This window comes from Serratia plymuthica (genome assembly GCF_018336935.1).
Lineage (GTDB): Bacteria > Pseudomonadota > Gammaproteobacteria > Enterobacterales > Enterobacteriaceae > Serratia > Serratia plymuthica_B.
Window position 1 is genome coordinate 3590457 of sequence record NZ_CP068771.1, and the last position, 21772, is coordinate 3612228.

The following is a 21772-nucleotide window of genomic DNA, read 5'->3' on the forward strand; positions in this document are numbered from 1 at the left end:
TTTTCATGCAACGTAATCTGCCTTTCTCGAGCCGCTTGGCAGTTCGGAAAACTGGCCGTTGCCGAGGCGCCGCTACCCGGTTTTACTGCCGGTTATCAGGGAGGTGCACCATGCGAAAATGTGGAATACGGGTCGGGATGGCGCTATTGGGCGGGTTAATGTTCTGTGGTGCGCTGCGGGCAGAAAGTTGTCCGGCCTGGCGGCCGGAGCGGCTGCAACTGGAGATAACCGCGTTAAAAAACCAGCTTGAACGCTGGGATGTGGCTTATTACCAACAGGGCGACAGTTTAATTGAGGATGAGGTCTACGACAGCCTGCGGCAACAGCTGCAGTTGTGGCGCCGCTGCGCCGGGCTGGAAAGGGGCGAGGAGGCTCGTCCGCTTTTACCGGCGGGCAAGACGCCTCACCCGGTGGCGCATACCGGGCTGCATAAATTGGCGGATCCTGCAGCCGTGGGCCAATGGCTGCGAGGCCGCAGCGATGTCTGGGTTCAGCCAAAGGTGGACGGCGTCGCTATTACTTTGGTGTATCGCGATGGCGAACTGGCGGCAGCCGTCAGCCGGGGGAACGGGTTACAGGGGGAAAACTGGCTGGAAAAGGTGCGGGCCATTCCGGCGATACCGGCGGCGGTGAAGGGCGCCCCGGCGACGTTGATTCTGCAAGGCGAACTCTTTTTGATGGTGAACGATCATCAGCAAAAGATTCATGGCGGCATCAATGCCCGATCCACGGTAGCCGGTGCGCTGATGAAAAACCGGCTTTCGCCGGTCTTGCAACGGATAGGCCTGTTTGTCTGGGCATGGCCGGATGGCCCGCAAGACATGACGCAGCGTTTGCAGCAGCTTGCCGCGATGGGATTCCCCCTCGCGCTGGCTTATTCCCAGCCCGTGAGTTCACTGGACGATGTGCGGCAATGGCGTGAGCGTTGGTATCGCGAAGCACTGCCCTTCGTCACGGATGGCGTGGTGATTCACCAGGCGCGCTCACCGCAGGGGCGCTACTGGCAGGCAAAGCCCGGCGATTGGGCGGTTGCCTGGAAGTATCCGCCGGTGCAGCAGGTCGCCAGGGTCAATGATGTCGAGTTCAATGTAGGCCGTACCGGAAAGATTGCCGTGGTGCTGAAGCTTGATCCCCTCAGGATGGATGATAAATGGGTCGCGCGGGTTAACCTGGGATCGCTGCCCCGTTGGCGGCAGTGGGCGGTTGTGCCCGGTGACCAGGTGGCTATTAGCCTGATGGGGCACGGGATCCCGCGTCTGGATAAGGTGGTCTGGCGGGCCGCAGAAAGAAGAGAGCCGAGTGCGCCGGCTGCAGATCGCTACCATGCTTTGAGTTGCTTTACCTGGCTGCCGGAGTGCCGTCAGCAGTTTCTGGCGCGGCTGGTGTGGTTGGGGGGCCCGCAAGGGCTCGGCCTGCACGGCATCAGTGAATCTACCTGGCAGATGCTGATTGATCAGGGGTTGGTGCGGCACTTGCTGGATTGGCTGGTGTTGACGCCGGAGCAACTGATGTCAGCGCCCGGTATCGGTGATAAACGCGGGCGAAGCATCCACCGGCAATTTCAGCAGGCGCGACAGCAGCCGTTTGCTCGTTGGCTGATAGCCTTGGGCGTGCCGCTGAGCCTGCAACAAACGTCGGCGCTGAAAAGCTGGCATCAGATACGGCAACTCCCCGTAAGTGAGTGGCGAAAAATGACCGGGATAGGCGCGAAAAAGGCCGAGCAAATCACCGGTTTTCTGCAGCACCCGCCATTTCTGATGCTGGTAGGCACGCTAGAGGCACAGGAAATAACAGGTTTTGTCGGAACCCGGTGATGTGCTGTTACTCCGTAGATCTCTCGGCAAGCGAGTTTGCGTCCGTCTGTGGATGTGTGATTGGCGGGGGGGAGGCATGACGCAGGAAAATAAAAACGATGCCCGCTGAAATCGCCGTCACTAGAGCCAGAATATACAGCAGGTTATGAAACGCGGCTTCGTAGCTCTGTTTCAAGGCCACAGTATCGACATTCAGCAGCGCCGTCGCTTGTTGCAGGTCGCCCATTGCCAGCCGGTGGGCGCCGGCGGTGGCATTGGCCAACTGAGAGCCCGACAGATGCTGTTCAACCAAGGTGGCCAGCAACGCGCCCACCACGGCGAGTGCGATACCTTCGCCCGCGACGCGGACGGTGCTAAAAATGCCGGTAGCCATACCTGCGCGATCCTTCGGCACCACGCTGACGGCCAGGCCGTCCATTAATCCCCAGGGCAGGCTGATGCCGCAGCCAATGGTCAACAGCGGCAGGATCAATAACACTAAGGGTTTCCCCGGCGCATATTGCGCCAGCCATAGCAGGCCGAAGGCGCAGATCAGCAAACCCAGACTGGAAATGATACCGGCGGAAAACCGGTGCGCCAAGATGCCTGCCAGCACAGGCAATACCAGCATTGGCGCTGAGAGTGCGAACATAACGATACCCGCCTCCAGGGTGCCGTAACCTTCGATGCCAATAAAGCGCAGCGGGAGTAAAACCAGCAGCACCACGTAGGAATAGGCTGGGGCGGCTGCCAGAAACTGCACGCCGACAAAGCGTGGATAGCGGAATAAGGACAGATCAAGCATCGGCCTGCGCACGCGATTCTCGATCACGACAAAGGCAATCATGAAAAGCAGCGCGCCGCTGAACAGGGCGATGACTTCACGGCTGCCCCAACCGCTGTCGGGGGCTTGCAGTACGGCATAAGTCAATAATGTCAGAGCCAGCGTAAAGGTGGCTGCGCCGGGCCAGTCGAGTTTGGCCGCAGCAGGATCGCGTGACTCATGCATATAGCGTATACCGGCGAACAGGGCGATGGCGCTGAGCAGCGACACGCTGATAAAAATTGCGTGCCAACCAAAATGCTGTACCAAAAAACCGGCCAGCAGCGGGCCAAATGCCAGGCCGATGCCAAAGGTGGTTCCCAACAGGCTGAAGGCTTTGGCGCGTTCTGCGCCATCGAATACCTGAGCCAGACCGGCGGTTCCTCCGGCAAACGCCGCTGCGGCGGCAACCCCCTGAAGCGCACGAATCACATCAAAGGCGATGATATCTTGCACCGTCAGCATAACCATTGAGCTTAGGGTAAGCACCGCCAGGCCGCTGATGAACACGCGTTTGCGGCCAAAGCGATCGGCGAGAGCGCCGGCAATCATCAGGCTGCAGCCAAAGGTCAACATAAAGGCGTTGGTGACCCAACTGAGGGCGACTACGCTGCCGCCCAGGCTGGCGGCGATAGCGGGCAAAGAGACTGCCGGGCCGGTAAAGTTAATCGGCATGATCAACCCCGCCAGGCAGACGGAGAATAAGATAATCCAGCGCTGCGGGTCGGGATACGGGTCTGGAAGAGGGTGAGGATGGTTCATGATGAGCTCCAGCGGCAGTATTGTCGGTTGGGGCGGATGATAAAGTGGATTTAATTGGCTAGAAATGGGGCTATATTCCACTCTTTAAGGACAATAACGCTCTAATTGGAGACTCTATGGACAGCCTCAGTGGCTTATTGGCTTTTGTGCGCGCTGCCGAGCTACGCAGTTTTGTCGCCGCTGGTGAACGGCTGGGCGTGTCCGCCTCTGCCGTCGGGAAAAGCGTGGCCAGGCTTGAGGAATCGTTGGGCGTCAGGCTGTTTAACCGCAGCACCCAGCGTATCAATCTTACCGACGAGGGGGCGTTGTTTTTTGAACGCTGCCAACGCATCGTCAGCGAAATTGAAAATGCCGAAGCCGAAATGGCGAGGATCTCCGATGCGCCGCGCGGCAAGCTGCGCGTGAGCATGCCGGCTATCGGCTATCGAATGTTGGTACCTTTGCTTGCTGATTTCAGCGCGCTTTATCCCGAGGTTGAGCTGGACGTGGACTTCAATGACCGGATGGTAGATCTGATCGCCGAGGGAATCGACGTGGCGGTTCGCAGCGGTGAGCTGGCGGATTCCCGGCTGATGGCCCGGCGGCTGGGGCCGTTCCGGTTGATACTGGCGGGTGCGCCTGAGTATTTACAGCGTCGGGGCGCGCCGCAGGGGCCGGAAGATTTGCTCGACCATGCCTGCCTGCGCTACCGCTACCCGGGGGGCCAGCAACTGCAGGAGTGGAGGTTGTTTTCTGATGGAGAGCCGGTTTCCCAACGGATCCCGGTGACGCTGTGCTGCAACAGCATTGAAGCGTTGATCCACGCCACCCAGGAAGGATTGGGTATCGCTTACCTGCCGGATTTTACGCTGTGTTCGGCCATTAACGCCGGGCAACTGGTGGCGGTGTTGGATCAATACACGCAGGAGCAGGGATTTTTCTCGGCTCTGTGGCCGTCAAGCCGGCATATGCTGCCCAAGGTGAGGGTCTTTGTAGACTACCTGGCGCAGCATATGTTGCCTTTGAGATGAGCCGTATTAATGGTCTGGATGCTGGTAGTTGAATACCGGCAGCCCCAGGCGAAAGCGCAGGGCGATCAAGCGGGCGCTCAGGCCGGCGACCAACGTGATGATGACGACCAGATTGTGCGGCAGGCTGAAGTGTTGCAGGCCGATGTACAGCCAGGCGGCGGCGAAGGAGATACCGGCATAGATTTCCTTCTGGAAAACCAGAGGGATGCGGTTGCAGAGCATATCGCGCAGCACGCCACCGAATACGCCGGTGATGACAGCCGCAATGGCGGCGATGATGGGGCCGTGGCCCATATCCAGAGCGACCTGCGCCCCGATGATTGAAAATACAATCAGGCCAACGGCGTCCAGCACCAGAAACAGGCGGCGCAAGTGGCGCATCAGCGGCGCAACCCAGGTAGTGACAATCGCGGCAATGGCGACAATCACGATATATTCAGGATGCTTGACCCACCCCAACGGAAAGTGCCCGAGCAGCATATCGCGCACCGAGCCTCCGCCAATCGCTGTGGCCGAAGCGATAATAATCACGCCAAACATATCCATCTGGCGGCGGCCGGCAGCCAGCGCGCCGGTCATGGCTTCGGCGGTGATGCCGATGATATAAAGAATGCTCAGTAACATAAGGTATTCACAGGGTGGGCGGGAGTGAGTGTAAGGCCGAAAGGGTAATCGCCGACGAGGCAGATCGCTACTGAGTTTTTCTAACCAATGCCAATTCGGATTACTTTAATTAATCTGGTGGTGGTTTACCTGACTTGTTGTTGGCCTTTTTTAACCTTTCAATGCCCATTAAGGTATTAGATATTTCGTGTTAGTTTCCAGTGTTGACTATGCTTTTTGCATTCTATCTTTACGCTGCGCATCGGCGGTGTCTTTCAGGCTGATGGCGGGTGTGCCCACCGAGGAATATGAATATAAAATGAAAAATACTCCCATGCTGGCGGCGGCCCTGGTTACCGCCTTGTTGTTGAGCGGCTGTGTCGCAACGGCGCAGAATGCCACGCAGCAAAAAACGAAGGTTTGCGGCGCCGGAGATCCTATGGTCCAGACCACGCTTTATTTTGGTCTGAACCGCCCAGCCGGGCCGGTGATTACCGCAGCAGAGTGGCAGAATTTTGTCGATCGGCAGGTGACGCCGCGCTTTAAAGACGGCCTGTCGGTGTTTGACGCCAAAGGACAGTGGCTGGGCAATGACGGCAAGCTGGCGCGCGAGAACAGCAAGGCATTGATGCTGATTCATGCGCCGGGCAAGGACAGTGAAACCAACATCGAGGCGCTGCGCAGCAGCTATAAGCAGCAGTTTGCGCAGGATTCGGTGATGCGTGTCGATGCGCCGGTGTGCGTCGCGTTCTGAGGCAATCCCGGCCGGGGCCGGGATATTTGCTTACAGCACCAACCCTGCGATGGCTGCCGAGAGCAGGCTGACCAGCGTTGAACCGTAGACCAGTTTCAGGCCAAAGCGGGACACCACGTTGCCTTGTCGTTCATTCAGCCCTTTGATCGCCCCGGCGACGATGCCGATAGAAGCAAAGTTGGCAAAAGAAACCAGGAACACGGACAGAATGCCCAGGCCGCGCGGCGACAGTTCCGCCGCAATTTTCTTCAGCTCGATCATCGCTACGAATTCATTGGCCACCAACTTGGTCGCCATGATGCTGCCGGCCCGCAACGCATCCTGCGCCGGGATGCCGATCAGCCAGGCCAGCGGATAAAACACGTAGCCCAGAATCTGCTGGAAGCTGATGCCGAACACGGCGGAGAACAGCGCATTCACCGCAGAGATCAGCGCAATAAAGCCAATCAGCATCGCGGCGATAATCATCGCAATCTTGAAGCCTGCCAGAATGTATTCACCCAGCATTTCAAAGAAGCTCTGATCTTCATGCAGCTTGTTCAGCTTCAGCTCAGGCTCATCGTCCAGTTGATAAGGGTTGATGATCGACAGAATGATAAAGGTGCTGAACATATTGAGGATCAGCGCCGCGACCACGTATTGCGCATCGATCATCGACATGTAGGCGCCGACGATGGACATGGAGACCGTCGACATGGCGGTTGCGGCCATGGTGTACATACGGCGCGGCGAAATATCGCCGATAATACCCTTATAGGCGATAAAGTTTTCCGACTGACCGAGCACCAGCGTGCTGACGGCGTTGAAAGACTCCAGCTTGCCCATGCCGTTAACCTTGGACAGCAGGGTGCCGACCAGGCGGATAATCAGCGGTAGAATACGAAAGTGCTGCAAAATACCGATTAGCGCGGAAATAAAGATAATCGGGCACAAAACACCCAGGAAAATGAATGCCAGTCCGTCCTTGCTCATGCCACCGAAAACAAAGTCGGAGCCTTGCGCTGCATAGGTCAGCAGCGTTTCAAAGAAGCCGGCGACGTGCCTGATTACGCTGAGGCCGCTTTCTGAATGCAAAAAGAAATAGGCGAGAGCGCCTTCAATGACCAGGAGCTGAATAATATAGCGCAGGCGGATTCTCTTGCGATCGTTGCTGACCAGCAACGCCAGGGCGACGATCACCACCAGGGCGAAAATAAATTGCAGAATTTGCGGCATAAAGGGTCCGTACGGCTTGCGGGCATGAAAAAAACACATTTAGCCACAGCTTTGCCCGCCTTTCATTACCTTACGTGATAATTAGAACAAAATACTTCGGGCGGCTGGTATGGGTTATGGATTGTCACTCTCTGGGTGATCGCCGCAGTTTTTCGTAAAAGCCTCGCTTTTACGGCGGAGATGCCTGTAAACCCATCGCCGCTGGAGTGGGCCAGGGTGAGTTCATAAAAAAACCCGCATAGTGCGGGTTTTGCTGAGTGAAGAAAATATCACTCGATGTTTTGGATCTGCTCGCGCATTTGCTCGATCAGCACTTTCAGCTCGATAGCGGAAGTGGTGACTTCGGCATTAATCGACTTGGACGCCAGCGTGTTCGATTCACGGTTAAACTCCTGCATCATAAAGTCGAGGCGGCGGCCTACGGCTTCTTTCTTCTTCAGGATGTTATGCGTCTCTTTTACGTGGGCTTCCAGACGGTCCAGCTCTTCGGCAACGTCAATACGTTGCGCCATCAACACCAGCTCCTGTTCCAGGCGGGTATTTTCCAACTGCACCTGAGCTTCTTCCAGCTTGCTGACCAGGCGCTCACGCTGCCATTGCAGGATGTTTGGCATCTGGGCGCGCACCTTGGTCACTTCGGCGCTGACGCCGTCCAGGCGCTGCTCGATCAGGGCTTTCAGCGCGGTGCCTTCGCTTTCGCGAGCGGTGATGAAGTCATCCAGCGCGCCATCCAGAGCCTGCATCAGCTGTGCGCTGATGGCGTCCAGATCCTGCTCCTGAGCAGACATCACGCCAGGCCAACGCAGTACGTCGATAGGATCGATTTCCCCTTCATCGCTCTGCATTTTTACCCAGTTGGCGGCTTCAACCAGCTGTTTAGCCAGTTTTTCGTTCAGGATCAGCGAGCTTTGCGCGCTCGGGTCCAGCTCGAAGCGCAGGTTGCATTCCACTTTGCCGCGGGTCAGACGGCCACGGATACGTTCGCGGATCACCGGCTCCAGGCTGCGAAATTGTTCCGGTAAACGGATGTAGGTTTCTAGATAGCGTTGGTTAACGGAACGCAGCTCCCAAGCTGCGCTGCCCCATTCACCCTTGATTTCACTCCGTGCGTAGGCGGTCATGCTGCGGATCATTGATGCGTACCCGTAATAGGAAAAGATGGAACGATTATAACGTTGGACCTCCGGGCAGGATAGGCATTACGTCACGAAGCCCGTATAATGCGCAGCCAATCGTAGATTAGAAGCCGGAGAGAGCCCATGCGTCCTGCAGGCAGAGCACCACAACAAGTTCGCCCACTGACACTGACCCGTCACTATACCAAACACGCTGAAGGCTCAGTGCTGGTTGAGTTTGGCGATACCAAAGTTTTGTGCACCGCCACGGTAGAAGAAGGCGTTCCGCGCTTCCTGAAAGGTCAGGGCCAGGGGTGGATCACCGCCGAATACGGCATGCTGCCGCGCTCCACCCACAGCCGTAACGCTCGTGAGGCCGCAAAAGGCAAGCAGGGCGGCCGTACGCTGGAAATCCAGCGCCTGATCGCCCGTTCGCTGCGTGCGGCGGTCGATCTGAAAAAACTGGGTGAATTCACCATTACCCTCGACTGCGATGTACTGCAGGCCGATGGCGGCACCCGTACCGCCTCCATTTCCGGTGCCTGCGTTGCGCTGGCTGATGCGCTTAATGCGTTGGTGGCTGCGGGCAAACTGAAGGCCAACCCAATGAAAGGGTTGGTGGCTGCGGTGTCCGTCGGTATCGTCAAGGGCGAAGCCTTGTGCGATCTGGAGTACGTTGAGGACTCTGCGGCAGAAACCGATATGAACGTGGTCATGATGGAAGACGGCCGCATGATCGAGGTGCAGGGCACCGCAGAAGGCGAACCCTTCAGCCACGACGAGCTGTTGGCGCTGTTGGCGCTGGCTCGGGGGGGCATCGAAACCATCTTCCAGGCGCAGAAAGCGGCGCTGGCAGAGTAATTTTTAAGGCGACTGAAGAGTCGCCTTTTTTACGCCCGACTATCGGGTGGCGGTAATAACAGATCTAACAGACCCAGACGAGGAGAAGCAGTAATGAAAGCCTATCAGCGCCAGTTTATCGAGTTCGCGCTTAACAAGCAGGTATTGAAATTCGGTGAGTTCACTCTGAAATCCGGCCGCACCAGCCCGTATTTCTTTAATGCCGGCCTGTTTAATACCGGGCGTGATCTCGCGTTGTTAGGACGCTTCTACGCCGAAGCGCTGATGGACTCCGGCATCGATTTTGATCTGCTGTTTGGCCCGGCATACAAAGGTATCCCGATCGCCACCACCACGGCGGTAGCGCTGGCGGAACACCATGAGCGCGACGTGCCTTACTGCTTTAACCGTAAAGAAGCCAAAACCCACGGCGAAGGCGGCACTTTGGTGGGTAGCCCGCTGCAGGGCCGGGTGATGCTGGTGGACGATGTGATCACCGCCGGCACCGCAATCCGTGAGTCGATGGAAATCATCGGCGCCAGCGGTGCGACGTTGGCCGGGGTGTTGATCTCCCTGGACCGCCAGGAGCGCGGGCGTGCGGATATTTCGGCTATTCAGGAAGTCGAGCGCGACTATCACTGCAAGGTGATTTCCATCGTGACGCTGAAAGATCTGATTGCTTATCTGGAAGAGAAACCGGAAATGGCGGCGAGCCTGGCGGCGGTGCGCGCCTATCGTGAACAGTACGGGGTTTAACGCGCTATTCACTTTGTCAGGCGCGCCAAAACGCGCCTGACAAAGGGCTTATTGCAATTGTGCCGCCAGCAGCGGCCAGCGGCCATCGAAGTCTTGCGTAGGGCGGTAACGGAACTCGGAGCGCACGTAGCGTGACAGCATACCTTCGCAGAAGGCCAGCAGTTGGCTGGCCAGCAGCGTTTCATCCACGATAAAGCCTTTGCCTTCCCGCAGTTTGCGCTCTTTCAGCACCTGCCGCAGCTGCGCCTCTATACGTTCAAACAGCTGGCTGATCCTGCCCTGCAAGCGATCCTGCTCAAACATCAACGCATGGCCGGTCATGATGCGCGTCAGGCCAGGGTTACGTTCGGCAAACCCCAAAATCAGCAACAGGATCAGGCGCAGGCGGTTAAAGGTTTCTTTTTCGTCCTGCAGGATCAGGTTGATGCGCGTTATCAGGCTGTCTTCAATAAATTCGATCAGACTGTCGAACATCCGTGTTTTGCTGGGAAAATGCCGATACAACGCAGCTTCGGAGACACCGACGTTAGCGGCCAGCTTCGCCGTGGTGATACGCTGGCTGCCGTCGCTGGATTCCAGCATCTGGGCTAACGCCTGCAGTATTTCCTCGCGCCGGTTCCTTTTGGTATTTTCTTTTTCTGCCATGTCTGATTAGACCCTTGCTAAAACTGCTTAGACTTTCGGAAACCCGCGCACCGGCCATTGCAGAGAGATCTCTGTGCGGCTTATGTGATAGCTTTTTTACGATGCTGGGGTCAGCGGTCTTAACGACCTGTGTTCTCCGCGCGACCTGGTGTGCGCTGTAATCGTTGCCGGGCAAACCTTGCCATTGAAATGTCCTTCTCTCTGGGCGGCAAGGTTTCGGACGACATTTCCCTGCCGACCATCAAGCCTTGGGCTGCGCTTAGTGGCGGCCCGAGTGGCCAAAGCCACCTGCACCACGTTCGCTGCTGTCGAACTCTTCTACCAAATTGAACTCAGCTTGCACAACAGGCACAAAGACCATCTGCGCGATACGTTCGCCTGGTTCGATGGTGAAGGATTTTTGACCGCGGTTCCAGACGGAAACCATCAACTGACCCTGGTAATCGGAGTCGATCAGACCAACCAGGTTGCCCAACACCACGCCGTGCTTATGGCCCAAACCTGAGCGCGGCAAGATCACCGCCGCCAGATCGGTATCGGCAATGTGAATAGCCAGACCGGTAGGCAGCAGCGTGGTTTCACCTGGAGCCAGTTCAACCGCGCTGTCCAGACAGGCACGCAGATCGAGGCCGGCTGAACCTGGGGTGGCGTAGGTCGGTAAAGGGAAATCCTGTCCGATACGCGGGTCGAGGATTTTAACGTCGATTTTTTTCATCATAACGGCTGACTATCTCGTCTATTAAACGTTGGCCAAGGAGTGCCTTATCGCTCAGCGCCAGGCGCTTTTCTCCATCCTGCCAAAAAAGGTGCAAGGCATTGGTGTCACTGTTAAACCCATGCTCTGCAAGCGATACATCATTAGCGCAAATTAAATCCAGTTTCTTACGCGCCAGTTTTTGTCGCGCGTATTCTTCCACATTCTGGGTTTCGGCGGCAAACCCCACGACAAAGGGTCGATTTTTAGTCATTGCGGCGACGCCGGCAACGATGTCGGGGTTTTTTACCATTTTGAGGATGATTTCATCACCCTGTTTTTTTATTTTTTCACCGGCGATCTGCCCGGCACGGTAATCGGCTACGGCGGCACAGGAAATGAAAATATCCTGCTGAGCGGCGCGCTGCTGCACCGCCTGCTCCATTTCCAGCGCGCTGATGACGTCTACCCGGGTTACCCGCGGCGGCGTCGGCTGGTTGACCGGCCCGGTCACTAACGTGACTTGTGCGCCTCGTGCGGCGGCGGCCCGGGCGATAGAGAAGCCCATTTTGCCGGAACTGTGGTTGCTGATGAAACGCACCGGGTCCAGCGCCTCACGCGTTGGACCGGCGGTGATCATAATCTTTAAATGTTGCAGATCTTGCGAAGTGGAGAAATAACCGTTCGCCAGGTCGACGATGTTCAACGGATCGAGCATGCGGCCGGGGCCAACATCGCCACAAGCCTGGCTGCCGCTGTCCGGGCCCCACAGCAACATGCCGCGTGCCTGCAGCGTTTGCAGATTGGCCTGGGTGGCGGGGGCGCGATACATCTGCTGGTTCATGGCGGGCGCCGCGGCTATGGGGGCGGCGGTCGCCAGGCAAAGGGTCGTCAGCAGATCGTTGGCCATGCCGGCGGCGACGCGTGCCAGCAGATCGGCGGTAGCCGGAGCCAGAATCACTAAATCCGCCCATTTGCCGAGCTCTATGTGGCCCATCGCGGCTTCGGCTGCGGGATCCAGCAGATCGTCGGAGACCGGATAGCCTGAAACGGCCTGCAGCGTCAGCGGCGTGATAAACGCTTTCGCCGCGCCGGTCATTACCACACGCACTTCCGCGCCTCTGTCACGCAGGCGGCGCACCAGCTCCGGGCATTTGTAGGCGGCGATGCCGCCACTGATGCCAAGCACAATATGTTTGCCGGAAAGTCCCGTCATCATGATTGTCCGATTGAAAACCGAAAGATGCGCCATTTTAGCATAACCGCCAGACAGGTGAGCAATTCCGCTGCTTCTGTAGCCCGTTACATTGCGCTTTGCGCAGTACTTCGCAATGTTATCAAACACCTGTCGCTGCCCTTCGCTCTGCATGGCATGCTTTGGCGCTTTCGGGGGGGATGATGATGAGCAGTCAGGTAATAACCTTGTGGCCGGGAGCGCTGGCGCCGCGGGAAAAGTTGCTGCGTGACGGTGCGGCGGCGCTGTCCGATGTGGAGTTGCTGGCCATTTTTCTGCGCACCGGGTTCCCCGGTCTGCATGTCATGCAACTGGCGGAGCAACTGTTGAAGCAGTTTGGCTCGCTGTACCACCTGATGTCGGCGGATCATCAGGTTTTCTGCAGCCACAAAGGGTTGGGCAATTCGAGCTATGCGCAGCTGCAGGCGATTTCAGAATTGGCGTTTCGCTTCTTTTCCGGCCACTTGGCACAGGAAAACGCCATGCTCAACCCAAAAATAACTCAGCATTATTTGCAAAGCCTGCTGGCTCATCGTGAACGGGAGGTATTTTTGGTATTATTTTTGGACAATCAGCACCGTGTCATTCGCCATCAGGAGATGTTTGCTGGTACCATCAGCAGCGTCGTCGTGCACCCGAGAGAAATTGTGCGTGAAGCGTTGAAGGCTAATGCGGCCGCCATTATTCTGGCGCATAATCACCCTTCGGGTAAGGCTGAGCCCAGTCACGCTGACCGTTTGATAACAGAGCATGTGGTTAATGCCTGCCTGTTATTGGAGATCCGAGTGCTCGATCATTTGGTGATAGGTCGGGGTGAGTGCGTCTCTTTTGCCGAGCGCGGATGGCTTTAAGCGATTTTTTCGCGATCCTTGAGGGATCTTTAGCTGTTCGGGACTTGAGCACTTACGCCTCAGAGCGTATACTACGCCACCTTTGAGAATCTTGGGTTTGGCGTAAGGGCCTATCTCAGCAGGTTTCTAACCTGATGTGTGGTTTCTGACCTGATGACGGGAGTCTCCTCAGTATGGAGTTTGCTGAGATGGGCTCTAAAAGCCTGACGAGGCGGCCATACCCTATACGAAGCTCGAGCTGATTTGATTTTTGGAGAATAGACATGTCCCGAGTCTGCCAAGTTACTGGCAAGCGCCCGGTGAGCGGTAACAACCGTTCCCACGCAATGAACGCGACCAAGCGCCGTTTTCTGCCGAACCTGCACTCACACCGTTTTTGGGTTGAGGCTGAGAAGCGCTTTGTAACGCTGCGTGTATCTGCTAAAGGTATGCGTGTTATCGATAAGAAGGGTATTGAGACGGTCTTGGCCGATCTGCGTGCCCGTGGTGAGAAGTATTAAGGAACTGCATCATGGCTAAAGGTGTTCGCGAGAAGATCAAGCTGGTTTCTTCTGCTGGTACTGGTCACTTCTATACCACCACGAAGAACAAGCGTACTAAGCCGGAAAAATTGGAACTGAAGAAATTCGATCCAGTTGTCCGTCAACACGTACTGTACAAAGAAGCTAAAATTAAATAATTTTAGTGGATTAATAAAAACCCGGCTTAGGCCGGGTTTTTTGTTTTAAAAGGGTAGGAAACCGACGGGAGAGTGCCAGATGCCTGAATTACCAGAAGTAGAGACCAGCCGACGTGGTATTGAACCTTATCTTGTGGGCCATAGCATTCAATATGCCGTGGTGCGCAACGCACGGCTGCGCTGGCCTGTTTCCGAGCAAATTCTGGCGCTGAGCGACCGGCCGGTACGCAGCGTGCAACGCCGCGCCAAGTATCTGCTGATTGAACTGGACCGGGGCTGGATTATCGTCCATTTGGGGATGTCCGGCAGCTTGCGCATGCTGGCCGAGGAAACCGAAGCCGGCAAGCACGACCACGTTGATCTGGTGATCAGTAACGGTATGACGCTGCGTTATACCGATCCTCGCCGTTTTGGCGCCTGGCTGTGGTGTGACGACCTGGCGACCAGCAACGTGCTGGCGCATCTTGGGCCGGAGCCGCTGAGTGAAGCCTTTACGGGTGCCTACCTGTACGAAAAATCACGCAACAAGCGTACGTTGATCAAACCCTGGCTGATGGATAACAAGCTGGTCGTGGGGGTTGGCAACATCTACGCCAGCGAATCCCTGTTCACCGCCGGGATCCTGCCCGATCGCCCGGCCGGCTCGCTGAGTAAAGCGGAGGCTGAGCTGCTGGTGGAAACCATTAAGGCGGTATTGCTACGCTCGATTGAGCAAGGTGGCACCACGCTGCGCGATTTCCTGCAGTCGGACGGCAAACCGGGCTATTTCGCGCAGGAGTTGCAGGTGTATGGCCGGGCGGGTGAACCTTGCCGCGTGTGCGGCACGCCGATTGAATCCGCTAAACACGGGCAGCGGAGCACCTTCTTCTGCCGGCGCTGCCAACGCTGATTATTGTGCGGCGAGCTTTTCCATCAGTGCCTGGGTGACCACGTCCGGCAGGAAAGGTGCTATATCGCCGCCGTGGCGCGCCACTTCCTTCACCAGAGAGGAAGAGATAAACGACCACTCTTCGGATGGCATCAAAAACACGCTTTCCAGCGTTGGCATCAGGTGGCGGTTCATGTTCGCCAACTGCAATTCATACTCAAAGTCAGAAACCGCACGCAGGCCGCGCACCAGAATGTTGGCATTTTGATGGGCGGCAAAATGCGCCATCAGCTCACTGAATCCCAATACTTCGACATTATCGAGATGCGATGTGACCTGGGTGGCCAACGCCACGCGTTCTTCCAGCGTGAACAACGGTTTTTTGCTTGGGCTGGCGGCAATGGCCAGAATGACGTGATCGAACATCAATGACGCGCGAGTCACCAAATCCAGGTGGCCGTTGGTCAGGGGATCGAAAGTACCGGGATAAATGGCTTTACTGGTCATGATTCACTTCTCTGAAGAGTTGCGGCCCAATGCCCACAATGCGGCATATTTATTGAAGGTATATTGCGCGTTGACCACGGCTAACAGCAACCCCTGTTTACCGTCGAGGAAGCCGGCGCGCAGCAGCCAGGTTTTGCAGAAGGCGCCGAGAGTATGAGTCAGTATGGAGGAGTAACCGCAGCGCTTGCCGGCCTGATGGCGCTGGTTGGCCCATTCTTCGGCATAATGCAGCTGTTTGCGCTGGAAGGCGAAAAAGTCACGGCAGGTCAGATGCAGCAGATCGCCGCTGAGGGGCACCACTTTCGCAGCGCCTATATTGAGCGATTCATGCACCAGATCGTCGTTATAGCGATAGCGTCGGTTGGCGTACAGCCGGTTGACGCGATCCGGATACCAGCCGCTGTGACGCATAAAACGCCCAAGGAACAGGTTGCGGCGCGCACAGCTGTAGACCTGATTGTCGTCAGGCGCGGCCAACGTCTGTTCAATTGACTGGCGCAGTTCAGGCGTGACGCGCTCGTCGGCGTCGAGCATCAGAATATAGTCGTGGCTGGCGTAGCTTTGGGCCCGTTGGCGCTGTTTGCCGAAGCCTTGCCAGTCGGTATGGACGAACACTTTGGCGCCGAGGCTTTCGGCAACGGCGATGCTGTCATCCTGGCTACCTGAATCGAGAATGACCACTTCGTCCGCCCAGGCTACAGAGTTCAGGCAATCCGGCAGCAGCCCGGCTTCGTTCTTGGCGATGATCACCACCGACAGGCTTTTGCGGTCGCTCATTTAATGGCTCCGTGGCGGCAGGTGCGGTTCCAACAGTTGCAGCAGGCGCTGCAGCGCTCCCTGATTCTGATACAGCACTTCCACCGCATGGCGGCCGTAATAGCGGCGATAGTCTTCGTCGGTGAGCAGGGTGGCGACTTCCTTGACCAGAGAGTCTTCGTCGGTCACGGTGATCAGCCCTTCGGCCTGCGACAGCTTGGCGCAGATATCCTTGAAGTTGAAGGTATGCGGCCCCATCAGCACCGGAATTGCGTGTGCGGCGGCTTCCAGCGGATTATGCCCGCCGCGTTCTACCAGGCTGCCGCCGACAAAGGCCAGATCGGCAATGCCGTACAGCAGCATCAGTTCGCCCATGGTATCGCCAATCACCACCTGGGTGCTGCCGGAGGGGATTTCACCGCTGCTGCGCAGGGTGTAGCTGAAACCGGCTTTCTGCACCAGCTCTTTGGCGGTAGGGAAACGCTCAGGGTGACGCGGCACCAGAATCAGCAGCAGGTCGGGGTGCTTTTCCAGCAACTTGCGGTGCGCCGCCAGCAGAATGGTTTCTTCACCTTCATGGGTGCTGGTCGCGATCCACACCGGGCGCCGCGGTGCCCATTGGCGGCGTAACGTGATCGCGCGCGCAGCCAGCTCGGGCGTGACGGAAATGTCGAATTTCAGGCTGCCGGTGACGGTCAATTGCGAGCGCTTCAGGCCAAGCTCGATAAAGCGTTCGCCATCTTCCTGGTTTTGCGCGGCGATCAGCGTAATGCGGCGCAGCATGTCGCGGACAAAACCGCCGATTTTTTTATAACCGGCCGCAGAGCGGGCAGAAAGGCGTGCGTTGGCGATCACCAGCGGGATCTGACGCTGATGCAGCGCGTTAATCAGATTTGGCCACAGCTCGGTTTCCATGATGATAACCAGCTTGGGGTTCACCTGATCGAGGAAGCGGCGCATGGAGCCGGGCAGGTCGTAAGGCAGATAAACATGATGAACGTCTTTACCGAAAGCGGACTGAACGCGCTCTGAACCTGTTGGCGTCATCGTGGTCACAGTAATCGGTAAATAGGGATAGCGGTGGCGCAGCGCGCGGACCAACGGGATGGCGGCCAGCGTTTCCCCCACGGAGACGGAGTGCAGCATGATGCCGCCCGGCACGACTTTTCCGGCGCAGAAGCCATAGCGTTCTGCCCAGCGTTTACGGTAGGCTGGAGCTTTGCGGCTGCGCAGCAGTAAGCGGAGCCAGATCAGGGGTTGGATGAGGTAGAGTAGTACCTGATATAAACGCAGCAACATTCTATCAATTTCATTTATATGGGTTAGTCAGAATAGTACCATAACTGGAAGGGAAAGGCGCTAATTTGGTAACCTTTGGTGTCAGTTTCAGACAACAGGCGAGAGATTTCGCTGATAGGCTTGGAATGAAGAATATTTTAATTATTCGCCGTGACAATATTGGCGATCTTGTTTGTACGACTCCTCTGATTGAAGGGGTGAAAATTGCCTATCCGGATGCCAAACTTTATCTGTTAATCAATAAAGTCAGCCAGGACGTTGTTAAAAACAACCCGTACCTTGAAAAGGTTTTTGTCTATAAAAAGGCAAAGCACAAGACGAAAGGTGAAACCACATTAGGGGTTTATTTTGAGCGTCTGATGATTTTCCTTAAGCTGCGTAAAATAAAATTCGACGCGGCGATCCTGGCCAATCCGGTGCCTTGCAAGTACAGCCTGCGGTTGGCTAAAATGGCGGGGGTAAGCAATATTATTGGCGCGGATTTAGGCACGCCTGATATTCATCATCCTTTCCGTAAGCAAGATTTCAGCGGCAAGCATCAGGTAGAACATACCTACAGCTACTTATCGGCAATTACCGAACAGCGCATCCCGATCCCGCCGGTGCGCGTATTCCTGACCCCGGAAGAGCGCCGGCAGGCGGCGCAGCGAATGCAAAAACTCTTGCCGCCGGTCGGGCGAGTTTGCGCGGTCCATATCAGCAGTCGCAGCCCTAAACGACGCTGGCCGATAGAACGCTATGCCGAAATTATCAATCGCTTAGTCGCCGATCAAAACACCGGAGTGCTGATTTTCTGGTCCCCGCAAGGCACGCTGACGCCGGATGATATTGGTGACCAAAAACGTGCGGAACAGCTGTTGGCGCTGTGTCAGAATGAACGCGTGGCGCCTTACCCGACGGCCTCGGTGCGGGAATTGCTCGCCGGTTTTGATTTATGCGACAGGGTGTTGTGCAGCGATGGCGGGCAAATGCATCTGGCTGCGGCGTTGAATAAAGACATGGTGGTGTTCTTTGGCGATACGAATAAAGAATCCTGGCATCCATGGACCGGGCGTTATCACATTCTGCAAACCGAGTCGGGTGATTGTATTGATGTCACCGTTGATGATGTCTGGCGGAAAATACAAACGTTCGATTAATTAAGATAAAGGCAGGGAATTCCCTGCCTTATTTATTTCTTAAGTGCCAAATAACGTTGGCAAATAGGCTCAAGCCCGTAGTTAAGCAACTGCTGGTGATTAATTTCAGGCGGGTTGGCGTAAATTTCCGCCATTTTTTCTGCCAGCGACGTTTCATTGAGTTCTGCCAGTGCGTTACCCATTCCGGTATTTTCCAGAATTTCAGCAGGCCCACCCGGGCAGCGTGTACTGACCACCGGCGTGCCGCATAGCAACGCTTCCACCAGCACATTGCCAAAGCCTTCGCTGTCGGAACTGAGCACCAACAGCGACGCGTGCCGAATAAACGGATAAGGGTTGGCCTGGAAACCGAGGAACAGTACGCGATCGGCGATGCCCAACTGGCTTGCCAGCTGTTTCACTTCCCCTACCTGGGCTTCGCTGCCGGCGCCAATCAGCGCCAGCGGCGCCTGTATGCCCGATTGTGCATAGGCTTTCAGCAGGCGATCGTGCCGCTTGTGCGGATGAAAGCGTCCGACGTGCACCAGATACTCCTGGCCCGCCAGTTCACAGGGTTCCGCTGCCTGTTGTTCGATGGCGGCAATATCAAACGGATTGTTGATTACCGCCAATCGGTTCGGGTGGATAGGCAGGTTTTGTTGCAGATCGTCACCGACGGCTTTCGATACGGCCACGATATTTTGGCCCTGGTAAACGCCGGCGATTTTCCGCTGTTTCAGCCAACGATCCAGGCCCTTGCGATGACCGAGATAAGAGGTCGATAGCATACCGTGGATGCAAAACCACAGGCGATCCGAAGAGAGCAGCTTGCTGCGGCTGACGATGCGATCGGTTTTATGCAGGTTAGAGAACACCAAATCATAGGCGCCCTGCCGGCGTTCGTTGTCGGCAATAACCCGATCCAGCGCGGCGGCGCGGCGTGACAGCTCGGTCAGTTTGCGCCAGGGTGAACGGCTGCTGTCCGCAACCACCTGATAATGAACGCCAGGAGGGATAGGGTAGTGACAGACGTCGCGAAGCGAAATCAGGCTGACGTCATTGCCCATTTCCTGCATGCCCTGGCACAGCGTCAGCACCACTTTTTCTGCGCCGCCGCCGGGCAGGCCGTCGATAATCATCAGAATGCGCATCGTTAATCCAGCAACCGGTTATAGAGGGATATCAACTGTTCCGACAGGTGTGCCGGGGTGGCAGACATAATACGCAACCGCGCGGCTTCACCCATGGCTGAGCCCAATGCCTGACGAGGCAGTGCCTTGATCGCCGCGACGAGAGCGGGAACATCCAGCGCATCGGTTACGAAGCCGTTTTCTCCCTGGGCGATAAATTCCGCGCCGCCGCAGGTGGTGCTGGTGATGACAGGCAGACCGCAGGACATCGCTTCCAGGATCACATTGGGGAACGGGTCGTACAGTGTAGGCAGCAGCAGGGCATCAGCTACCTGGTAGAACGGCAGCGTCTGTTTTTGCACGCCCATAAACCGCACCCGATCGCCGCATCCCAGCGATTGTGCCAGCGCCTGATAGCGCTTTTCGGCCTTATCTTTACCGACGACCAGCAGATAGCTGTCCGTGGCCGCGACGGCGCGGATGGCGGCCGCCAACCCTTTGCGTTCAAAGCCGGAGCCAACAAAAATCAGGCAGTGCGCCTGTTGAGGGATCTGGTATTGTCGACGCAATTGCTGCCGCTGCTCGGCCGTGGCGGGCAGAAACTTTTGATTATCAATGGCATTGTAGATCACCGTGATTTTATCGGCCGGCACCCCAAAGTCGTCGATGATCTCCTGCTTAATCATTTCGGCGTTGCAGATGACCGCTTTCAGTTCCGGTGCGGCATACATCGCACGTTCCGCACACATTACGTAACGGTGATAGCGGTTGGAAAACAGCCATTTGCGGCGCCATTCGGGCAACAAGCGCGCCCTCTGCAGCAACCAGCGGCGGTGAACGCCATCGCCGGCGCGGTAAATATCGCAGCCGGGGATACGTTCGTGGCTCTGCACCAGATCAAATTTCTCTTTCTGCCATAGCGCTCTGGCGGCCTCGGCAAAGCCGCGTTCACGGCTGATGCGCCCGAGCTTTATCGGATTGCACAAATGAATATGCCAGCTTGGGTCGGCATCACCCTGCCATTCGCGGGTGATGACGTTCAGATCGAGGTCCTGCTGCTCCAGCGCTTCCAGGGCGCGTGAGACGAAACGCTCTGCTCCACCGTCCGGGCGGTACTTTTGGCGAACGATCGCCAAACGAAATGCTTTCATGCTAGCCGGCTCCGCGCGGCTGCAATCACCGCGTCTGTAGGTATAAGTTCCAGGTAACGTTCATCGGTGCCGGTATTGATGGCGTCCGGATCGGGCAAGGTGCCGAAGTCGCCGGCCCATATCACGCAGCCGTTAACCTGCCATGGGCGCCAAAATACCAGCTTGGAAGGGCCAAACAGCGCAATGCAGGGCGTCTGCAGCGCAGCGGCCATGTGCATGGGCACAGAATCTACGCCGATAAACAGTTTGGCGTGGTCGATCAGGGCGGCAAGCTGGCGCAGCGTTAACTGGCCGGCCAGCGAAACGACGCCCTGCGGGGGGCAGAGTGCCAGAATGCGTTCCACCATTTGCCGCTCTTTTGTGTCCGGCCCGGAGGTGATCACCAACCGGTGGCCGTCGGCCTGCAACGCGCTGATAGCGGCGGCCATTTTTTCTTCGCTCCAGCATTTGAAGAACCAGCGGGACGTGGGTTGCACCACGATATAGTCGCCGGTAATGCCCCGTTGCCGCAACAACTGCTCGCAGGTCTGCCAGTCCTGCGGCGGATAGCTCATGGTCACCTGCTGGTTGAGGCTGGGCAGGCCGAGCGGTTGTAACAGCGACAGATTCTGCTCAACGGTATGCAGCCGCGCGTGGTCGCTTACCGGCACCAAATGCGTGTGGCAATGGCGCCATAAGAAGCCTCGCCGCTTGGGAAAATCGAACCCCAGTCGAATTCGCGCGCCGGTCAGGCGGGCGATAATGGCGCTACGCCACTGATCGGCCAGATTGACCACCAGATCGTAGCGTCGGCCTTTGAGCTGCCGGATCAGATTAAGCTCGTGGCGCAGATGGGCTTTCGTACCCTGCTTTTTCCACTGGCGATCGATAACGAAGATATTCGACAGCGCCGGATGGCTGGCCAGCATATCCTGGGTTTCTTTGTACAGCAGCACGTCGATCTGCGCCTGCGGGTAGTTTTGCCGCAGGGTATTGATGACCGGCGTGGTCAGCAACATGTCGCCGTGATGGCGAAGTTTAACGATCAGAATACGCTGTATCGAGGTATCAGGAGCTGGGGCTGGCGCGTCGTTCATCATGAGTCGCTTTCAGGGAAACCAATCTTTGATTCTAAATGACCCGATCGCATGTGGCTACTGTTGCACGGTTTTCTTGCCGCGAAGTGAAAA

The 21772-nt window shown here is 56.7% G+C and carries 23 protein-coding genes; 10 read left to right on the top strand and 13 right to left on the bottom strand.

Annotated elements, in window-relative coordinates:
- Nucleotides 1-110: 110 nt before the first annotated feature.
- Nucleotides 111-1814 (top strand): NAD-dependent DNA ligase LigB, encoded by a 1704-nt coding sequence (gene ligB, locus JK621_RS16720; RefSeq protein WP_249337085.1) that lies wholly within the window; start codon nucleotides 111-113, stop codon nucleotides 1812-1814.
- Nucleotides 1815-1821: 7 nt separating this feature from the next.
- On the opposite strand, the gene JK621_RS16725 is transcribed toward ligB, so the two are convergent.
- Nucleotides 1822-3378, bottom strand: a complete 1557-nt coding sequence (locus JK621_RS16725) for an MFS transporter (protein ID WP_212556908.1) — start codon at nucleotides 3376-3378, stop codon at nucleotides 1822-1824.
- 116 nt (nucleotides 3379-3494) lie between these two features.
- On the opposite strand from JK621_RS16725, the gene JK621_RS16730 reads away from it, so the two are divergent.
- On the top strand, nucleotides 3495-4388 hold the full coding sequence (locus JK621_RS16730) for a LysR family transcriptional regulator (protein ID WP_212556909.1): 894 nt from the start codon (nucleotides 3495-3497) through the stop codon (nucleotides 4386-4388).
- A 6-nt stretch (nucleotides 4389-4394) separates the two neighbouring features.
- Here JK621_RS16730 and JK621_RS16735 read toward each other — a convergent pair whose 3' ends face one another.
- Nucleotides 4395-5012, bottom strand: a complete 618-nt coding sequence (locus JK621_RS16735) for a trimeric intracellular cation channel family protein (RefSeq protein WP_006320142.1) — start codon at nucleotides 5010-5012, stop codon at nucleotides 4395-4397.
- Nucleotides 5013-5310: 298 nt separating this feature from the next.
- On the opposite strand from JK621_RS16735, the gene JK621_RS16740 reads away from it, so the two are divergent.
- Entirely contained in the window at nucleotides 5311-5745 is a 435-nt protein-coding gene (locus JK621_RS16740) for a DUF3574 domain-containing protein (protein ID WP_212556910.1), read from the top strand.
- A gap of 30 nt (nucleotides 5746-5775) precedes the next feature.
- Here the strand turns inward: JK621_RS16740 and JK621_RS16745 are convergent, their stop codons facing one another.
- Both JK621_RS16745 and JK621_RS16750 read right to left on the bottom strand, forming a co-directional pair.
- Nucleotides 5776-6960 (bottom strand): NupC/NupG family nucleoside CNT transporter, encoded by a 1185-nt coding sequence (locus JK621_RS16745; RefSeq protein ID WP_212556911.1) that lies wholly within the window; start codon nucleotides 6958-6960, stop codon nucleotides 5776-5778.
- A 269-nt stretch (nucleotides 6961-7229) separates the two neighbouring features.
- Nucleotides 7230-8093, bottom strand: a complete 864-nt coding sequence (locus JK621_RS16750; protein ID WP_212556912.1) for a YicC/YloC family endoribonuclease — start codon at nucleotides 8091-8093, stop codon at nucleotides 7230-7232.
- 126 nt (nucleotides 8094-8219) lie between these two features.
- Between JK621_RS16750 and rph the strand changes: the two genes are divergently transcribed.
- The gene (gene rph, locus JK621_RS16755) at nucleotides 8220-8936 is read left to right on the top strand and encodes a ribonuclease PH (RefSeq protein WP_004953365.1); all 717 of its coding nucleotides are present in this window, start codon (nucleotides 8220-8222) and stop codon (nucleotides 8934-8936) included.
- 93 nt (nucleotides 8937-9029) lie between these two features.
- The gene (pyrE, locus tag JK621_RS16760; RefSeq protein WP_212556913.1) at nucleotides 9030-9671 is read left to right on the top strand and encodes an orotate phosphoribosyltransferase; all 642 of its coding nucleotides are present in this window, start codon (nucleotides 9030-9032) and stop codon (nucleotides 9669-9671) included.
- Between the two features lie 48 nt (nucleotides 9672-9719).
- On the opposite strand, the gene slmA is transcribed toward pyrE, so the two are convergent.
- From slmA to coaBC, 3 genes are all read right to left on the bottom strand, one after another.
- Nucleotides 9720-10316, bottom strand: coding sequence for a nucleoid occlusion factor SlmA (gene slmA, locus JK621_RS16765; protein WP_006320137.1), 597 nt, complete (start codon nucleotides 10314-10316; stop codon nucleotides 9720-9722).
- 259 nt (nucleotides 10317-10575) lie between these two features.
- Complete coding sequence (gene dut / locus JK621_RS16770; RefSeq protein ID WP_043912776.1) at nucleotides 10576-11034, bottom strand: dUTP diphosphatase; 459 nt, start codon at nucleotides 11032-11034, stop codon at nucleotides 10576-10578.
- Nucleotides 11012-12229 carry a bifunctional phosphopantothenoylcysteine decarboxylase/phosphopantothenate--cysteine ligase CoaBC gene (coaBC, locus tag JK621_RS16775; RefSeq protein WP_212556914.1) on the bottom strand — a complete coding sequence of 406 codons (1218 nt, stop codon included), beginning with the start codon at nucleotides 12227-12229 and terminating at the stop codon, nucleotides 11012-11014. Before coaBC ends, dut begins: the two co-directional genes overlap by 23 nt.
- 182 nt (nucleotides 12230-12411) lie before the next feature.
- Here coaBC and radC point away from each other — a divergent pair, with 182 nt between their 5' ends.
- The 4 genes from radC to mutM all read left to right on the top strand — a co-directional run bounded on the left by radC (nucleotide 12412) and on the right by mutM (nucleotide 14663).
- Nucleotides 12412-13095, top strand: coding sequence for a RadC family protein (gene radC / locus JK621_RS16780; RefSeq protein WP_212560219.1), 684 nt, complete (start codon nucleotides 12412-12414; stop codon nucleotides 13093-13095).
- Between the two features lie 263 nt (nucleotides 13096-13358).
- The gene (gene rpmB / locus JK621_RS16785) at nucleotides 13359-13595 is read left to right on the top strand and encodes a 50S ribosomal protein L28 (RefSeq protein WP_004931195.1); all 237 of its coding nucleotides are present in this window, start codon (nucleotides 13359-13361) and stop codon (nucleotides 13593-13595) included.
- A gap of 11 nt (nucleotides 13596-13606) precedes the next feature.
- Nucleotides 13607-13774, top strand: coding sequence for a 50S ribosomal protein L33 (gene rpmG / locus JK621_RS16790; RefSeq protein WP_002208990.1), 168 nt, complete (start codon nucleotides 13607-13609; stop codon nucleotides 13772-13774).
- 79 nt (nucleotides 13775-13853) lie between these two features.
- Nucleotides 13854-14663, top strand: coding sequence for a bifunctional DNA-formamidopyrimidine glycosylase/DNA-(apurinic or apyrimidinic site) lyase (gene mutM, locus JK621_RS16795; protein WP_212556915.1), 810 nt, complete (start codon nucleotides 13854-13856; stop codon nucleotides 14661-14663).
- On the opposite strand, the gene coaD is transcribed toward mutM, so the two are convergent.
- From coaD to waaA, 3 genes are read right to left on the bottom strand one after another with little or no spacing between them, the layout of a single operon-like run.
- Entirely contained in the window at nucleotides 14664-15149 is a 486-nt protein-coding gene (gene coaD, locus JK621_RS16800; protein WP_006320126.1) for a pantetheine-phosphate adenylyltransferase, read from the bottom strand.
- 3 nt (nucleotides 15150-15152) lie between these two features.
- Nucleotides 15153-15926, bottom strand: a complete 774-nt coding sequence (locus tag JK621_RS16805; protein WP_212556916.1) for a glycosyltransferase family 2 protein — start codon at nucleotides 15924-15926, stop codon at nucleotides 15153-15155.
- The gene (gene waaA / locus JK621_RS16810; RefSeq protein WP_212556917.1) at nucleotides 15927-17204 is read right to left on the bottom strand and encodes a lipid IV(A) 3-deoxy-D-manno-octulosonic acid transferase; all 1278 of its coding nucleotides are present in this window, start codon (nucleotides 17202-17204) and stop codon (nucleotides 15927-15929) included.
- A gap of 125 nt (nucleotides 17205-17329) precedes the next feature.
- Here waaA and JK621_RS16815 point away from each other — a divergent pair, with 125 nt between their 5' ends.
- A complete protein-coding gene (locus JK621_RS16815; protein WP_212556918.1) occupies nucleotides 17330-18343 on the top strand; it encodes a glycosyltransferase family 9 protein in 1014 nt (337 codons plus the stop codon).
- A 32-nt stretch (nucleotides 18344-18375) separates the two neighbouring features.
- Here the strand turns inward: JK621_RS16815 and JK621_RS16820 are convergent, their stop codons facing one another.
- Genes JK621_RS16820 through rfaQ form a run of 3 tightly spaced genes read right to left on the bottom strand, consistent with a single transcriptional unit; the run spans nucleotide 18376 to nucleotide 21682 of the window.
- Nucleotides 18376-19473: a glycosyltransferase gene (locus JK621_RS16820; RefSeq protein ID WP_212556919.1), complete on the bottom strand. Its 1098-nt coding sequence runs from the start codon at nucleotides 19471-19473 to the stop codon at nucleotides 18376-18378.
- Nucleotides 19474-19475: 2 nt separating this feature from the next.
- Nucleotides 19476-20603: a glycosyltransferase family 4 protein gene (locus JK621_RS16825; protein ID WP_212556920.1), complete on the bottom strand. Its 1128-nt coding sequence runs from the start codon at nucleotides 20601-20603 to the stop codon at nucleotides 19476-19478.
- Nucleotides 20600-21682 carry a putative lipopolysaccharide heptosyltransferase III gene (gene rfaQ, locus JK621_RS16830; RefSeq protein WP_212556921.1) on the bottom strand — a complete coding sequence of 361 codons (1083 nt, stop codon included), beginning with the start codon at nucleotides 21680-21682 and terminating at the stop codon, nucleotides 20600-20602. The genes JK621_RS16825 and rfaQ overlap by 4 nt, the downstream gene beginning before the upstream one ends.
- Nucleotides 21683-21772: the final 90 nt, after the last annotated feature.

Coding starts and splice junctions, on each gene's coding strand:
- rpmG (WP_002208990.1), top strand. CDS start 13,607: ATGGCTAAAGGTGTTCGCGAGAAGATCAAGCTGGTTTCTTCTGCTGGT.
- JK621_RS16745 (WP_212556911.1), bottom strand. CDS start 6,960: ATGCCGCAAATTCTGCAATTTATTTTCGCCCTGGTGGTGATCGTCGCC.
- JK621_RS16735 (WP_006320142.1), bottom strand. CDS start 5,012: ATGTTACTGAGCATTCTTTATATCATCGGCATCACCGCCGAAGCCATG.
- JK621_RS16730 (WP_212556909.1), top strand. CDS start 3,495: ATGGACAGCCTCAGTGGCTTATTGGCTTTTGTGCGCGCTGCCGAGCTA.
- JK621_RS16750 (WP_212556912.1), bottom strand. CDS start 8,093: ATGATCCGCAGCATGACCGCCTACGCACGGAGTGAAATCAAGGGTGAA.
- dut (WP_043912776.1), bottom strand. CDS start 11,034: ATGATGAAAAAAATCGACGTTAAAATCCTCGACCCGCGTATCGGACAG.
- rph (WP_004953365.1), top strand. CDS start 8,220: ATGCGTCCTGCAGGCAGAGCACCACAACAAGTTCGCCCACTGACACTG.
- ligB (WP_249337085.1), top strand. CDS start 111: ATGCGAAAATGTGGAATACGGGTCGGGATGGCGCTATTGGGCGGGTTA.
- coaBC (WP_212556914.1), bottom strand. CDS start 12,229: ATGATGACGGGACTTTCCGGCAAACATATTGTGCTTGGCATCAGTGGC.
- mutM (WP_212556915.1), top strand. CDS start 13,854: ATGCCTGAATTACCAGAAGTAGAGACCAGCCGACGTGGTATTGAACCT.
- radC (WP_212560219.1), top strand. CDS start 12,412: ATGAGCAGTCAGGTAATAACCTTGTGGCCGGGAGCGCTGGCGCCGCGG.
- JK621_RS16820 (WP_212556919.1), bottom strand. CDS start 19,473: ATGCGCATTCTGATGATTATCGACGGCCTGCCCGGCGGCGGCGCAGAA.
- rpmB (WP_004931195.1), top strand. CDS start 13,359: ATGTCCCGAGTCTGCCAAGTTACTGGCAAGCGCCCGGTGAGCGGTAAC.
- slmA (WP_006320137.1), bottom strand. CDS start 10,316: ATGGCAGAAAAAGAAAATACCAAAAGGAACCGGCGCGAGGAAATACTG.
- JK621_RS16725 (WP_212556908.1), bottom strand. CDS start 3,378: ATGAACCATCCTCACCCTCTTCCAGACCCGTATCCCGACCCGCAGCGC.
- JK621_RS16740 (WP_212556910.1), top strand. CDS start 5,311: ATGAAAAATACTCCCATGCTGGCGGCGGCCCTGGTTACCGCCTTGTTG.
- waaA (WP_212556917.1), bottom strand. CDS start 17,204: ATGTTGCTGCGTTTATATCAGGTACTACTCTACCTCATCCAACCCCTG.
- JK621_RS16805 (WP_212556916.1), bottom strand. CDS start 15,926: ATGAGCGACCGCAAAAGCCTGTCGGTGGTGATCATCGCCAAGAACGAA.
- pyrE (WP_212556913.1), top strand. CDS start 9,030: ATGAAAGCCTATCAGCGCCAGTTTATCGAGTTCGCGCTTAACAAGCAG.
- JK621_RS16825 (WP_212556920.1), bottom strand. CDS start 20,603: ATGAAAGCATTTCGTTTGGCGATCGTTCGCCAAAAGTACCGCCCGGAC.
- JK621_RS16815 (WP_212556918.1), top strand. CDS start 17,330: ATGAAGAATATTTTAATTATTCGCCGTGACAATATTGGCGATCTTGTT.
- rfaQ (WP_212556921.1), bottom strand. CDS start 21,682: ATGATGAACGACGCGCCAGCCCCAGCTCCTGATACCTCGATACAGCGT.
- coaD (WP_006320126.1), bottom strand. CDS start 15,149: ATGACCAGTAAAGCCATTTATCCCGGTACTTTCGATCCCCTGACCAAC.